The organism is Flavobacterium sp. CYK-55, from assembly GCF_018413465.1.
Classification (GTDB): domain Bacteria; phylum Bacteroidota; class Bacteroidia; order Flavobacteriales; family Flavobacteriaceae; genus Flavobacterium.
Map to the genome: position 1 here is coordinate 1 of NZ_JAHCDK010000003.1, position 14,587 is coordinate 14,587.

The following is a 14,587-nucleotide window of genomic DNA, read 5'->3' on the forward strand; positions in this document are numbered from 1 at the left end:
GAATTGACACTTGACCGGTTGTAACATCAATACTTGGAACTGGTCCGTTGTTGATTGGTGTAGCAGCGGTTGTTACGGTCATATTTACCTGAGCAATAGTTACCGGAGTACCGTTTAAAGTATCAGGGCCATTACCGTTGGTGGCTAAAACATTACCTGCATTCGGGTTACCGTTTGCACCGTTTCCACCTAAAATAGTATCATTAACCGCATCGATAGCCGGAGCAGTTACGTTGATGGTAACTGTTGCAGAATCACAGTTTGAAGGATTTAGTTTCTCACAGATTTGGTAAACAATAGTATAGTTACCTGCAGGAGTTCCGGCAGGAATTGACACTTGACCGGTTGTAACATCAATACTTGGAACTGGTCCGTTGTTGATTGGTGTAGCAGCGGTTGTTACGGTCATATTTACCTGAGCAATAGTTACCGGAGTACCGTTTAAAGTATCAGGTCCATTACCGTTGGTGGCTAAAACATTACCTGCATTCGGGTTACCGTTTGCACCGTTTCCGCCAGAGATGGTATCATTTACGGCGTTAATTACCGGGTTAGGGCAGGTAATTGTTACTACAGCAGTGTCACAGTTACTGGCAGCTGTTTTTTCACAAATCTTATAAGTAATAGTATAAGTTCCTGCCGAAGTTCCTGCAGGCACTACCACATTTCCGGTGGCTAAATCAATATAAGGTACTTGTCCGCCATTGATTGCTGTGGCCGGAGTAACAATGCTCAAGTTTACCTGTGATAAGTTGGTTTGAACGTTGTCTAGGGTATCAGAACCGCTTCCGTTGTTGTTGAAAATATTACCGATGTTGTTGTTACCGGTAGTTCCGTTGATAGAACCAAAAGTATCATTTTTAGCATCGATTAATTTACATTTGGTAACGATAAAAGGAAACGTACAGCCTGTAGTATTAGGAGGAACAGCATAGTAAGTAACTGTTGATCCGGCTACTAAAGGAATTGGGTTTACATCTGAATACTGAATTGAATTAACTGTAACCGGGAATTCATTGTAGAACATTGAACCCGGAGGAAAGTTTGGCGCTAACTGAGTAGTTCCAATTGTGCTTCCGGCTTGGCAGAAACCAAAAGTTTGAACCACCGGTGTATTGATACAATTACTGGCCACATAATTTGCACCGTTGATACCAATAGCCAATGTTTCAGGAATTGGTTGTCCGGTACAGTTTCCGTTTTGCGAGTAACCTTTAATAGCTCTTGCTCCGCTGAATGAAATACCAGTAGTGGCACCTGTTCCGTTGGTTGAACCATTAATATAAATAGGGCTACCACAAGTTGGATTCAAGAGAATCGAACAGTTGGTAGTAGCTGTTAATTTGAATCTTAATTTACCCAATAAAACACTTGGGTTGGCTGGTAATGGCAAAGTACCCATATCCCAAACAACCGAACCTGTAGCGCCTAAATTGGCATCAAAATACACGTTGTTAGGTGATGGTAGTGGTGTAAACAATGCAGTTGCATTGGCGCTTCCAGGAACATATGAGGCGTTATAAGGAATCGGTACAACAACTTTGAAGTTATTGATGGCTTCAGTACCTAAGTTGCGCACATCTACATTAAAACCAATTTCTTCGTTTGGTAAAGCCACATAAGGTTCTGAAGTTACCGGTACGTTATTAATGGTTGTTGCCGTGATGATACTTTCAGCTTCAGGCTTATAGGCATCAACCGACATGGCTATGGCAAAAATGGCATAAGTATCGCCACTCGTTCCGTAAATAAAGTTGGTTTGTGTTTGGTTATTTCCAATTACGGCATTGCCAGCATTTGGTAAATTAAACATACTGATATCAATACCGGTATTGTTTTGCAAGTTTGGATTTCGGGTATTTCCGCCAGTATTGATTGAACTGTTAAAGAAGTTGGTAGTTGAATTACCCGTGTGGCTTAAATCTAAATATTGTGTAGAGCTAAGTTTTTGGATTTTCAAGTAATCACCAGTCAGGTTTACATCACCTTCACTGGCCATAATTCCTAATTTAACACCAACGTTCCCGGTTTGAACTGTATTGAAACCAGAAACCGGAAGATTATTTCCGTTGCTGTTTGAACTCAATACAAAGGCGTGTCCATCAAAAATGGTTACATCGCGGTATTTCATTTTAGTATTTTCATATACTACAATTAAACCCCAACCGCCTGAATATCCGGTGTTTCCGCCGTTACCATCTCTAACAGCGATATCGGCAGCGGTATACGTTCCTAATCCGTTTTGACGAACATAATCTGTTACTTCTACGTAAGCAGAATAGATATAGGCGTCTGAACTTAAAGGGTAATAAATGTTGGATGATGCAGCTGTAAATTGAGTATACGAACTTGCACCGGGTCCTTTGAATGAAATTTGTCTTTTGTTGAAAGACTTGGTATAGGAAGTTCCCGAAATAGTTCTTGTTAAACTAAAAGTTTCGGGACTACTTGATGCATTGTCAGATGATGCTTTACCGGTCCAATAAAGGCCGGCATAAACAATATTTGAACATGACGGTGTAGCTCCGTTTTCAGTTGAAAATGTCAAATCAGCAGATGATGAGTTAAACGTTGGTTTTCCGTCAACACCGTTAGTTGAATTTCCATCCACATCAACATACACCATCGTGGTGTTGTTATTGTTTTCAGTATTACTGTAGCTTTGACGGGTCAAGTTGGTGTTACCAATCATGGTAAAATCACCTTTTACATTATAGATTTTCTTGGTAGGAGTATACTGTGAAGCTCTTTGCGTAAAATCAATACGAACTTGCGCTTTTGAAGTCAAAGATACAGCCAATAAGAAAAAAGTCAGTAGAAAATGCTTGACACTAGTTTTTGGGGTAAAGTATGTATTTCTCATAAGATTACTTTTAAAGATCTGAGGCGCTATTAAGCTCCTTTTGAAATTTTATAGAAAACAACAAATCGGCTGTCGGTATTTTGAACCAGACTCACCAATGTGTTTGCTGTGGTTTCGATGGTTGAGAGTAAATACACGTACTTCAAGTTAGGGAAGCTTGAAAGCAACGATAGATCAATTGTTCTTAAATCTGCAGATCGTTCCATGCGAATGGTTACCATCTCAATTGATTCTTTAGAGCTTACCAAACTGTTTGCATCGGCCAATGAACTTACATCGGTGTACAAAGCAGTTGGTTGATCGCCAAAAGTTTTTACTTGCCCTGAAGACAAATAAACTGCTGGCTGCACTTCATTGAGCAGGTTCTCAAGATGATCGATGCCAGAACCAGAAGTTCTTGCCATGGAGGTGTTTGATCTGATTGAAGACAGATAAGCACTCACTTCCATAATAGCACCGGAATTACCTGAAACCTGAGCCTTGGCTTGCACGCAAAAGCAAACCAATACTAATACAAGTAGTAGTCGTTTCATTATGATCTGAGGTTTGAAAAGAGACAACAGAACGTTGCTCTTAGGATTAATTAAAATTGTTGGGACAGTTGATTCCATCACATTAAAAGATTAAAACGTTAATTTCAATAGTTTTTAGACTATATTTTCAGCAGATTGGGGCCTTCAAAAAATATTGTTGGCTAATTTACTTACATAAATATTTCTCCCGTTCTTTTATCCACCAAAAGCCTGAAAACTCGATAAACGCACACTTTTAAGAAAAAACAACTCCGATTTTTAACTTAATTATAGTTTCTTTTTGACACTGATTCTAAACTTTTTAACTGCACTTAAGCACGCTTTTATAAAGCTAAAAAGCTTCGATGTTTTTTATAATTATGTGTTTTAACAATCCAAAACTAGATTTTCTATTTCTTCTGACCAAAAAAAACATCGATAAAATACATAAAATATCGATGAAATGCATTTTTGTAAGTATAAATACAGATATATCTTACAATAATATCAAAATAGAGCAGCCTTTTTATTGATGGGTTAATCAAATAAAAAATAAAGCATATTTAGTTTTATCTGTTTAAAACTATTCAATCAAGTTGTCTAAGACAAGATTATATATATGTAAATTGTAGCCCAATAATACACCTATGAAAAGACTCATTATTGTAAGACATGCTAAATCATCTTGGGATGGACCGGTACGCGATTTTGATAGAATTTTAGAATACCGAGGCATCAAAGACGCCGAAATGATAGCCCAAAAAACCAAAGAACTCATCTCAGAAAATTATCATATCGTATCGAGCGCCGCGCAAAGAGCTGTTCAAACAGCACAGATTTTTGCACAGGTATATCAAATTAAAAATATCGAGTACAGACAAGATTTGTACACTTTTGACGAATATGAATTAGAACGCGTTGTTCGCAGCTTTGATGATCAATACGATTCCATAATTCTTTTCGGACACAACGAGGCCATTACGAATTTTGTTAATAAATTTGGCAGCGTTTTTATACCCAATGTTGCTACTTCCGGATTTACCATGTTAGAGTTCTCTACTGATCATTGGCAAAACATGAGCAACGCCAAAACGTTAAAAGTACTTTCTCCCAAAGACCTAAAATAGTTATGTCAGAAAACAGATATATTGACCGAGAAAAAAGCTGGTTGGCTTTTAATGCTCGGGTATTACAAGAAGCCGGTGATGATACCGTGCCATTGTTGGATCGTCTCAGATTTCTCGGAATATTTTCAAACAACCTCGATGAGTTTTTTAGAGTTCGTTATGCTGCTATCCGCCGTCTGAGCTTGTCAGGTATATCAGGTGAGAAGGTTTTGGGCGGTGTAAGTGCGCAAGAATTGCTTCATGAAATCACCCAAATTGTTATTCGCCAACAGTCAGAAAGTTTGCGTATTTTGAGCGTCATCGAAAAAAAACTCGAAGCTCAAAAGATATACATGGTCAATGAAAACGAGTTGCTCGAACACCAAAAAGCCTTCGTCAAAGACTACTTCATTCAACAAGTAAGCCCGGCACTGGTAACCATTATCTTAAATGATTTGGCCGAGTTTCCGCTCTTAAAAGATACCTCAGGGTATTTAGCCGTGAAGTTGGTCATGAATACAAAATCAACCAGAAAATCTTTAACCGATCTGGTAAAATCAAAGAAAGAAATTACTTATGCGGTTATTGAAATTCCCAAAACCATCAACCGTTTTGTAGTGTTGCCTTCGCAGGATGACAAACAATACATCATGTTTTTAGACGATGTGATTCGATACAATTTGCACAGCATTTTCAGCATCTTTGATTACGAAAGCATTTCGGCACACATGATCAAAATTACCCGCGATGCCGAGCTTGAAATTGATAGTGATTTGAGCAAAAGTATGATGGAAAAAATCGCCACCAGTGTTAAAGAACGCCGCATTGGTGAGCCGGTTCGCTTTGTGTATGATCAGCAAATCGGCAAAGATACACTCAAGTTTTTCCTGAGCAAAATGCACATCCACGAAACCGATAGTATTATACCGGGTGGCCGTTATCACAACCGTCGCGATTATATGAGTTTCCCGAATTTGGGACGTTATGATTTGCTCTACAAAACCAATGAACCTTTGCCGGTTCCGGGGCTATCGCTCGAAGGTAGTATGTTGGATAAAATCAGCAAAAAAGATTATTTGATGCATGCGCCATATCAGTCGTTTTCATACTTAATCAAGTTTTTGCGCGAGGCAGCTTTGGATCCAAAAGTCACCACAATTAAGATTACTTTATACCGTTTGGCCAAGAATTCACAAATCATCAGTTCACTGATCAATGCCGCCAAAAACGGCAAAAAAGTAGTGGTGCAAATTGAGTTGCAAGCCCGATTTGACGAAGCGAGTAACATCTCATACGCCGAAAAAATGCAAACCGAAGGCATTCACCTGATCTTTGGAATCAAAGGCCTCAAAGTGCACAGTAAAATATGCGTTATTGAGCGCATTGAAGCCGGAAAACTCAAACGTTACGGCTTTATCTCCACCGGAAACTTCAACGAATCAACGGCCAAAGTATATACCGATGTAACGCTGTTTACCAGCCACGAGCAGATTCTTAAAGACGTCAATAAAATCTTTGATTTCTTTGATGTTAACTTCAGAGTACATCGTTACAAGCATTTAATTGTATCACCGCATTACACGCGTTCGCGCTTCAACAAGCTTATTGACCGTGAAATAACCCATGCCAAATTGGGCTTTGAGGCATCCATTAAACTCAAAATGAATAGCCTTTCTGACTTTGATTTGATTGACAAATTGTATGAAGCCAGCCGAGCCGGAGTTAAAATTAAATTGCAAGTGCGCGGTATTTGCTCTTTAATTCCGGGGGTTCCGGGCATGAGCGAAAACATTGAAGCCGTGAGCATTGTCGATAATTACCTTGAACATGTTCGTTTGTATATATTTGAGAACAAAGGCGAGCCCGAAGTATTTATTTCATCGGCTGATTTTATGCGCCGAAACCTCGACGGAAGGGTAGAAGTGACCTGTCCGATCTATGACCGAGATCTCAAAAACGAACTTATAGAAGTATTCAATATCGGGTGGAAAGGCAACGTAAAAGCGCGTTTTCATTCAGATTTACTTGATAATAAATATCGTCCTCGCGGGCACAACAAAGTTTTTCGGGCACAACTTGAAACCTATCATTATTACAAACAGCGTCACGAAAATGAATTGGCCGAAAGCCACACCAAACAACCCAAATCTTAAGTTAATATATGATTACCATTCGCAAATTTGCTGCTATTGATATTGGTTCGAATGCCATGCGATTGCTCGTAGCCAACGTGATTGAAGAGCCCGGCGTTCCAACTCATTTTAGTAAAAGTGCCTTGGTGCGTTTGCCCATTCGTCTCGGGCAAGATTCGTTCACCGTTGGGCAAATTTCTCCTGAAAATATTGAGCGCATGATTGACGGGATGAAAGCATTTAAGTTGCTTATGAAAGTCCATAAAGTTGAGCGATACGCAGCATTGGCTACTTCAGCCATGCGTGAGGCCGTCAATAGCCCTGAAGTCATCAAAACCATCAAAGAACAAGCCGATATTGACATTAAAATCATTGACGGAAAAACCGAAGCGGCCATCATCGCATCAACTGATTTGAGCCATTTGGTGCAAACCGAACAAACCTATTTATTTGTAGATGTAGGCGGCGGAAGTACTGAGTTTTCTTTGTTTGACAACGGAAAAATGGTCGCCTCAAAATCATTCAAAATCGGAACGGTTCGTTTGCTCAACGAAATGGTTGATCCAAAAACTTGGGATGAAATTGAGCAATGGATCAAAGAGCAAACCCGAATTTATCCCGAAGTTACCTTAATTGGTTCGGGCGGAAACATCAATAAGTTGTTCAAAATGTCGGGCCGAAAACTTGATAAACCGCTTTCGTATTGGTATTTGAACAAGCGTTATCACTTCTTGAATTCACTCACTTATGAGCAAAGAATTTCAGAACTCGATTTGAACATGGACCGTGCCGACGTGATTGTTTTGGCTACCGAAATCTACCTCAATGCCATGAAATGGAGCCGCGCCAAAAAGATATTTGTTCCAAAAATTGGTCTGTCTGACGGCATCATCAAAGCCATGTATTTCAACAAAATCTAGTATGAACAAGAACAGACTCGAAGCTTTTAGTGACGGTGTGCTCGCCATCATCTTAACCATCATGGTACTTGAAATCAAAGTGCCTGAAGGTTCTGGTTGGTCAGATTTATGTCAGCTGATTCCGGTGTTTCTGAGTTATGTTTTGAGTTTTATCTATATAGGTATCTACTGGAACAACCACCACCACATGTTGCACAGCATGACACACGTGAACGGTAAAATCTTATGGGCCAACTTGCATTTGTTGTTTTGGTTGTCATTGGTTCCGTTTGCCACCGGCTGGATTGGCGAATATCACTTTGCCCAAGTGCCCATGGCTTTGTATGGTTTAATGTTGCTCATGGCCGGAACTGCTTATTTCATTTTACAAAACCTCATCATCAAGAGCCAAGGCCCGAATTCAGTTTTGAAAAAAGCCATTGGCCAAGATTACAAAGGCAAAGCTTCACCTATATTATATATTATAGGAATCGCTTTTTCATTTTATAACGTATGGATGGCGGGCGCGGTTTATACTTTTGTAGCGCTCATGTGGCTCATACCCGATAAGCGCATTGAGCGTATGTTAGACCACTCTTAAAAATCCAAATCAAAAGTACGTTTGAGCAATTCCAAGTTCGGATTGATCTCATTCAAACGATTGTATTTGTCTTGAGGCGTAAACGCAAATTTGTTTTCAATGGCCTCGTTGACAATCACCTCAATGGTAATATCGTGGTTGTGCAAATGCCCTCTAAGATAACCGAGCAAACCATTCTTTTCAGATTCAAAATCAATCTTAGAGCCTTCATTAGGCAGCTCAATGGTAATGTGCGCACCGTTTAAAACAGGGTCGTTTATCGTTAGCAACGACTCCATAATCTTAAAGCCTTTTTCACCGAGTTTGTTGGCATATTTGGTCCAGTACAAACGCATATCGGTTTCGGTAAAAGGTTCGGTTGGTAATTGAGCCGCTTCTTTCACAACCGCCTGACTGTTTTGTTGCATCTCGCGTTTGGCTTTGATGCTGGCTAGTGATAAAGCCGAAACTTTAGGTATGTTGTTTTGTTCAGGGCTAGGCGCCGAAGAAGTTATGGGTTGTTGTTGAATTGCTGCGGGTGTATGATTCTGTTGCGTTTCTGTAGTAACTGGTGTGGTTTCTATGGTTGATGCAACAACAGATTCGGTAGTTTCGTTGGTGGGTGTTTCAGTTTTGTTCTCGACAATTTCTGGCGCTTCTACTGACAGTTCCAGCACACGACCATAAAAGTATTTGGCCGGAATTATAAATCCGTCAACTTTTTTTTTTCACCATCAAAAGTGATAGAGGCCAATTGCATCAAGCAAAGTTCCACCAATAAACGTTGGTTTTGTGAAACCTTATAACGCAAATCACAATCATTGGCAATCTCGATGGCTTTGAGTAAAAACTCAGCTGAAGTTTTCTGAGCTTGTATGGCATAAAGTTGTTGCACTTGTTCACCGGCTTCAAGCAAAGTTAAAGTTGAAGGCGTTTTGCTCACGAGTAAATCTCTGAAGTGCGATGCCATTCCGGTAATAAAATGATGGCCGTCAAATCCGCGCGACAAAATATCATTATAAGCCATGAGCAAATCAGGGATTTTGTTGGCCAAAATCAAATCAGTCATTTGCAGATAAGTTTCATAGTCGAGCACGTTTAAGTTCTCGGTAACGGCGGCACGCGTCAGGTTGTTTCCGCAATACGATACCACGCGATCAAAAATAGACAAAGCGTCACGCATGGCACCATCGGCTTTGAGTGCAATGATGTGCAAGGCATCGTCTTCAAAAGTAACGCCTTGGCTTTGGGCCACTTCGGCCAAATGTTCTTTGGCATCTTTAACGGTGATGCGTTTAAAGTCAAAAATCTGACAACGCGATAAAATGGTCGGAATGATTTTGTGCTTTTCGGTGGTAGCCAATATAAAAATCGCGTGCTTGGGCGGTTCTTCTAAGGTTTTCAGAAAAGCATTGAAGGCCGCTTGCGAGAGCATGTGCACCTCATCAATAATATACACTTTGTACTGACCGGTCTGTGGCGGAATGCGCACTTGGTCAATTAGGTTGCGAATATCTTCAACAGAGTTGTTTGATGCGGCATCGAGTTCAAAAACGTTGAAGGCAAAATCTTCGTTCGGGTCATCATAACCCGGTTGGTTGATTTTGCGTGCCAAGATACGCGCACAAGTGGTTTTACCCACACCGCGCGGTCCGGTAAAAAGCAAGGCCGATGCCAAGTGGTTGGTTTCAATGGCGTTGAGCAAAGTGTTGGTAATAGCCTGTTGCCCCACCACGTCTTTAAACGTTTGCGGGCGGTACTTGCGGGCCGATACTACAAATTGTTCCATGCTTTTTTATTGGTGAACAAATATAGCTGATTTGTTGATTTGTTGCTTTGTTGAATTGGAGGTTTTGGTGAAAAGTTTTGCACAATTTAGATACGGCTGCGCCTTTGAGTTTATAAAGTGTAAAAGGTATAGGAATGTTTAGTTGAAACATTCTGTTATACGCATCATTTCATTTCCAAATTATCTTCAGTCCTAGAGCGAAGCGGTCTATAGGCGCAGCCGTGTCTGTAGCACAGCGTGTCTTACAGCGCAGCGGTCTTTTCTCAGTCGCTCATCTTCTCAGCAACTCAGGCACTCATTTCTAGCCCCGAGCGCAGCGGTTATCCTTTTGTTCTGGGGTTCAGAGCAAAAGATAAGAGCGCAGAGCGGGAAATAGCTCCTCATGAAATATTTAATACGCATAATTCAAAATAATAAAACTACTTTTGCGCCGCAGGCCGCCTTATCGCTGGTGTATACATCAGAGGAAAGTCCGGACACCGTAGAGAGACATAGCGGGTAACGCCCGTCCGCCGAAAGGCGAGGACCAGTGCAACAGAAAGGATGTACAGTTCGGCTGTAGTGAAATCAGGTAAACTCTATGTGGTGAAATTTCAAGTATACCGGCATTTAAGGGTTTCTCGCTCGTTGCCGGAGGGTAGAAAGATCGAGCGCTCGGGTAACTGATCGCCTAGATAAATGATAAGGGTTCTAGTAATAGAATACAGAATCCGGCTTATAGGCCTGCTTTTTTTTACTGAGCTGCTGAGTGCCTGAGAGAAATGATTAACGATTGAAGATTAACGAACTTTGATTTTTGAAGTATTTGTCTCACCGTCAAAAATCCATTTTGTCTTAAAGCGCAGCGGTCTGTAGCGTAGCGTGTCTTACAGCGCAGCGGTCGAAACTGTTTAAGAAGTTTAGCAGAAACATTCAGTCATACGCATCATTTCATTTCCAAATTTTCAAATTGTCTCATTTTCAAATTATCTTCTGTCTTACAGCAAAGCGGTCTGTAGCGAAGCGTGTCTGTAGGCGTAGCCGTGTCTATAGTGCAGCGTGTCCCTGACCAACTACTGTTTCAAAATCTTCTTCACCACTGAGCTTCCATCCTCAAAAACCAACTTTAAAAAGTATTGTTGCGCTGCGAGTGCAGATAAATCGATGGTGATTTCATTTTTCATCAAAAGGTTTTGGCTCACAATACTACGTCCTAAAACATCGATGAGTTCATAGGTTTTGATGCGAATCTTCGGATGGTATATATATAAGGTAGCAGTGGTCGGGTTGGGATAAACTTGTGTTGCGTTTTCAGATGCAAATTCACTGGCTGAAAGCGTTGCACTCGAGGCCGTCCAACTTTCGGCCAATGCATTGTCGGCATTTAAATCGATCAACGATAAATACGAACCGTTGCCATCTGCTTCTGCGGGCCAAGGCGTGTTGTCAAGATAGGTTACCGAATCAACGATGTTTCCGAAGGCATCAGCCAAAACCAAAGCTTGAGATTTGTTCGATAAGTTTCTAGTAAAGGTTCCGTATGGAGCAAAACCATAAACACTCGTAAAAGCTGTGCTATTGCTGGCCAAGTAAATTTTACCGTTGGGCGCCAGGGTTGCATTGTTCGGAAAAATATAAGTAAGCCCCAGTTCTTTAAAGTAATAGCCTGAAACATTTACCGTTTGCGCGCTGTTGTTGGTGAGTTCAATAAACTCAAGGTTATTGCTGGTGTTGCCGTTTATCTCAACCGGATTGTAATTGATCTTGCTGATAACGATGTTGGGTAGCGTCGGAAAAGTGCAATTGACTGTTGAACCCCAATGGCCATTGAGCCAATTGATGCGCGTTTGCAACCAACTTTTAAGATTGATAATATTGCCCGCGTAATTGGTCAAGGTTCCCCAACGGGTGTTTTCACGCGCACGCGCTTCGGCGAGTAAAGTTGTATAAGAATTTATTTTACTGATGAGCGTATTGTAATTCAGGGGCGCATTGGCTGCGGTGAGTTCTGCCCAGCGTTTTCTGAGGTAACAATTAAAGACAGAGTTGTTGTAGAGGTTCTTCCAGAACTTAGCCCCTACATTATCAACGTTGTCAAATTGCCAAACATTGGTAAGGCTTCGGTTGCCAAAAACATCTAAACCATAGGCCAAGTTAAAATCCCAAATAGGGCCGGCTCTGAGTTTGCCGTTGCGGTCTTTATGAAAATAAGTACTCAGCTGATATGCATCAACATTTGAGGCCAACTCATTGATGAGCATAAAATCAACAAAAGTGGGCACATCAATTATTGATGGATAGCCATTGCTTACTGATGCATTTTGTGCGGCGGCGGCTTGCTCAAGTGCCGTAAACCGATTGTATATATAGTTGTTTTGTACGTTGGTAATTTCTGACGGATTGGGTGCATCGTGAATAAAAGCTACGGTGTTGCCTATATTGGTTGTGAATTCCCAAGCCACCGGATCACCTCCTGTAGTCTTGTCGCATTTGGTAATATAGCCGCCGCTGATGTTGGGCTGGGTGTTATCGGTATTGGTAAGCTTGATGATATTGACGCGTTTGGAGTCAATTTTTATTTTTTCAGACAACAGATACAAACCTTGATAAGTGCCGTTGATCATGACTTCACAAAATTGTACACGCGGTGCGTATTCACCTATAGAACGCGCCAAATCATACGACAAGACATCGCGGATGAGTGAATTGTCAAAAGCCAAAGCGTTGAGTATCCAATCGTTTTCTTCAGGCATGTCCAGCAATGAAACATTGTTGTTGCTGGTATTATCGGCTTGTAAAGTAGTGAGTCCGTAGGGTTTTTTATCGAGCCATTGCGATGTTGAACCTCTAATCTCAATTGATATTCTACCGTTGTAGTTCAAATAATTGGCGTTGGTTTGATCGGTGAGGTAATTTCGGGTGCCATCGGTATGGTAGATGATTTTCATGTTCGCACCAATGCGTACTTCATCTTGAATTTCTTGAGGAATTCCACTTTCGTTCGTATCGGTATTGATGATGACGATGGGCAAATTACTACTCACTAAATTTTGCGCTTCTAAAACGAAACAAAAGAGTAGCAGCCACAAACAGATTTTGGTTTTCATAGCGGGAAACGCAAGTATTACTCGTCTGATTCAGATTGAATTTCAAAAAAACTAAACACAGAACCACCGTAATTTCGGCCTTCGGAATGGTGCAGCAAATGTTCCAGATGCGTGTGTTTGGAATGCTCAATAATCAGCATACCGTCTTGGGTCAAGAGTTGATACTTAAAAATATCTTTGACCAAGTTTTCAAAAACTTCTTGTGATAAATCATACGGCGGATCGGCAAAAATCAAATCGTATTGCACACCGCATTTCTCAATAAACTTAAACACATCGCTTTTGATGGCCGAAATATGAAAATCAAATTCAGCCGCGGTTTGTTTGATAAATTTTACACAGCCAAAATCACCATCCACGCAAGTGATGTCTTCACAACCGCGCGAAGCAAACTCATAGCTGATGTTACCCGTTCCGGCAAATAAGTCGAGCACTTTTAAATCTTGAAAATGAAAATGATTGTTGAGCACATTAAACAACGCTTCTTTGCTCATATCGGTAGTGGGGCGTACCGGAAGGTTTTTAGGCGGATGAATGCGTCGGCCTTTGAAGGCACCTGAAATAATTCTCACGACTGAAACAAAATAAAGTGTTCACGGTTGTCTTGGGCCGAAAAGTCATTGTTGATACGCGCATCTTCAGGGTCAAACAAACTCACGTTGCGGATGTATTTGTAGGCTATTTTGTAAAACGCATCGTCCTCAGAAATTTTACCTAAAAACTCTAATCTAAAACTCTCGGGGTTTAAATTGAGTTGTTCAGCCGTAAAGAGCAAATAGTATATCAAATCTTCGGGCGTTTTATATTCAAAGCTGTTAAACAACAACAAATGTTGGTTTTGCACAATGATGATTTCAAAATGCCCCGGCGCCATATGCACAAACATACGCTTGTCATCTACATTTTTAGACAAATCAAGCAAACGTCCTACCAAAACCGAATGCGCGTGTTTGGCCGAAATTATTTTAAAATGCTCTTCTAAAACATGCAACCAGCGGCTTTGCGCCACATATACGTGGTGTATACTGTAGTTGTTGAGTGTATCAGTTCTAAAATCGTCGTGCGCAAATACCTTATTGTTGTATTGCAAATAAGCGCCCAATTGGCTTTCGTCCAACAAAGCATCGGGCACAAAAGTCGATAAATTGTTTTGCTGCACAACCCCAACTTCATCATAGAGATCGCGCAAGCTAGCGTGATTTTGCAGCGCGTCCAGCAACTGTTGTTCAGCCGGAGCGCTCGCATCAAACGACACAACATCAAACGACAAAATTTGATTGTTGAGCGTATCAGTAACACTCATTTCCAAACCGTGCTCAGTGAGTAAAAGCGTTAGTTTTCGGTATTTCTTTTCGGTAATATTCGCAGCGTTTACAAGCATAAGGCAATAGTGAACCGTTTGATACGGCCACGACAAACTTACAATTTTTTTGTGAGTGATGAATGTTGTGGGGGAATTTATGGACACGCTTTGCTACAGACGGCTGCGCTGTGAGAATTATGAATTACGAATTACGAATTACGAATTTGGAGTAATGATTCAAAAAATACTCAGTGAAATAAAATTGTAAAAAGTGCATGTCACATTCATTGTGCGCAGCATCTCAAGCACTCAGGCAC

At 40.8% G+C, this 14,587-nt stretch carries 11 protein-coding genes and 1 other RNA gene; 5 read left to right on the plus strand and 7 right to left on the minus strand.

Annotated features, from left to right (window positions below; translation table 11 throughout):
* Positions 1-2,863, minus strand: a 2,863-nt coding sequence (locus KIH23_RS04620) for a hypothetical protein (RefSeq protein WP_213211503.1), incomplete at its 3' end; no start/stop codon positions are given.
* A gap of 29 nt (positions 2,864-2,892) precedes the next feature.
* Positions 2,893-3,396: a hypothetical protein gene (locus KIH23_RS04625; protein ID WP_213211504.1), complete on the minus strand. Its 504-nt coding sequence runs from the start codon at positions 3,394-3,396 to the stop codon at positions 2,893-2,895.
* Between the two features lie 626 nt (positions 3,397-4,022).
* On the opposite strand from KIH23_RS04625, the gene KIH23_RS04630 reads away from it, so the two are divergent.
* From KIH23_RS04630 to KIH23_RS04645, 4 genes are read left to right on the plus strand one after another with little or no spacing between them, the layout of a single operon-like run.
* Complete coding sequence (locus KIH23_RS04630) at positions 4,023-4,502, plus strand: SixA phosphatase family protein (protein WP_213211505.1); 480 nt, start codon at positions 4,023-4,025, stop codon at positions 4,500-4,502.
* 2 nt (positions 4,503-4,504) lie between these two features.
* Entirely contained in the window at positions 4,505-6,634 is a 2,130-nt protein-coding gene (gene ppk1 / locus KIH23_RS04635; RefSeq protein WP_213211506.1) for a polyphosphate kinase 1, read from the plus strand.
* Between the two features lie 8 nt (positions 6,635-6,642).
* Complete coding sequence (locus tag KIH23_RS04640) at positions 6,643-7,533, plus strand: Ppx/GppA phosphatase family protein (RefSeq protein ID WP_213211507.1); 891 nt, start codon at positions 6,643-6,645, stop codon at positions 7,531-7,533.
* Position 7,534: 1 nt separating this feature from the next.
* Positions 7,535-8,113 carry a TMEM175 family protein gene (locus KIH23_RS04645; RefSeq protein ID WP_213211508.1) on the plus strand — a complete coding sequence of 193 codons (579 nt, stop codon included), beginning with the start codon at positions 7,535-7,537 and terminating at the stop codon, positions 8,111-8,113.
* On the opposite strand, the gene KIH23_RS13735 is transcribed toward KIH23_RS04645, so the two are convergent.
* Both KIH23_RS13735 and dnaX read right to left on the minus strand, forming a co-directional pair.
* Positions 8,110-8,769 (minus strand): DNA polymerase III subunit gamma/tau, encoded by a 660-nt coding sequence (locus KIH23_RS13735; RefSeq protein WP_317197021.1) that lies wholly within the window; start codon positions 8,767-8,769, stop codon positions 8,110-8,112. The two genes, KIH23_RS04645 and KIH23_RS13735, sit on opposite strands and share 4 nt — an antisense overlap.
* Before the next feature lie 26 nt (positions 8,770-8,795).
* Complete coding sequence (dnaX, locus tag KIH23_RS04655; RefSeq protein WP_213211509.1) at positions 8,796-9,881, minus strand: DNA polymerase III subunit gamma/tau; 1,086 nt, start codon at positions 9,879-9,881, stop codon at positions 8,796-8,798.
* Between the two features lie 429 nt (positions 9,882-10,310).
* Between dnaX and rnpB the strand changes: the two genes are divergently transcribed.
* Positions 10,311-10,615: RNase P RNA component class A (rnpB, locus tag KIH23_RS04660), an RNA gene on the plus strand.
* A 318-nt stretch (positions 10,616-10,933) separates the two neighbouring features.
* Here rnpB and KIH23_RS04665 read toward each other — a convergent pair.
* Genes KIH23_RS04665 through KIH23_RS04675 form a run of 3 tightly spaced genes read right to left on the minus strand, consistent with a single transcriptional unit; the run spans position 10,934 to position 14,348 of the window.
* On the minus strand, positions 10,934-12,967 hold the full coding sequence (locus KIH23_RS04665; protein ID WP_213211510.1) for a CotH kinase family protein: 2,034 nt from the start codon (positions 12,965-12,967) through the stop codon (positions 10,934-10,936).
* A 17-nt stretch (positions 12,968-12,984) separates the two neighbouring features.
* Positions 12,985-13,539 (minus strand): RsmD family RNA methyltransferase, encoded by a 555-nt coding sequence (locus tag KIH23_RS04670; RefSeq protein ID WP_213211511.1) that lies wholly within the window; start codon positions 13,537-13,539, stop codon positions 12,985-12,987.
* The gene (locus tag KIH23_RS04675) at positions 13,536-14,348 is read right to left on the minus strand and encodes a DUF3822 family protein (RefSeq protein ID WP_213211512.1); all 813 of its coding nucleotides are present in this window, start codon (positions 14,346-14,348) and stop codon (positions 13,536-13,538) included. The genes KIH23_RS04670 and KIH23_RS04675 overlap by 4 nt, the downstream gene beginning before the upstream one ends.
* Positions 14,349-14,587 lie beyond the last annotated feature (239 nt).

What these genes read in the sequence shown, in the direction of transcription:
- KIH23_RS04625 (WP_213211504.1), bottom strand. Translation starts at nt 3,396, where the DNA reads ATGAAACGACTACTACTTGTATTAGTATTGGTTTGCTTTTGCGTGCAA.
- KIH23_RS04630 (WP_213211505.1), top strand. Translation starts at nt 4,023, where the DNA reads ATGAAAAGACTCATTATTGTAAGACATGCTAAATCATCTTGGGATGGA.
- ppk1 (WP_213211506.1), top strand. Translation starts at nt 4,505, where the DNA reads ATGTCAGAAAACAGATATATTGACCGAGAAAAAAGCTGGTTGGCTTTT.
- KIH23_RS04640 (WP_213211507.1), top strand. Translation starts at nt 6,643, where the DNA reads ATGATTACCATTCGCAAATTTGCTGCTATTGATATTGGTTCGAATGCC.
- KIH23_RS04645 (WP_213211508.1), top strand. Translation starts at nt 7,535, where the DNA reads ATGAACAAGAACAGACTCGAAGCTTTTAGTGACGGTGTGCTCGCCATC.
- dnaX (WP_213211509.1), bottom strand. Translation starts at nt 9,881, where the DNA reads ATGGAACAATTTGTAGTATCGGCCCGCAAGTACCGCCCGCAAACGTTT.
- KIH23_RS04665 (WP_213211510.1), bottom strand. Translation starts at nt 12,967, where the DNA reads ATGAAAACCAAAATCTGTTTGTGGCTGCTACTCTTTTGTTTCGTTTTA.
- KIH23_RS04675 (WP_213211512.1), bottom strand. Translation starts at nt 14,348, where the DNA reads ATGCTTGTAAACGCTGCGAATATTACCGAAAAGAAATACCGAAAACTA.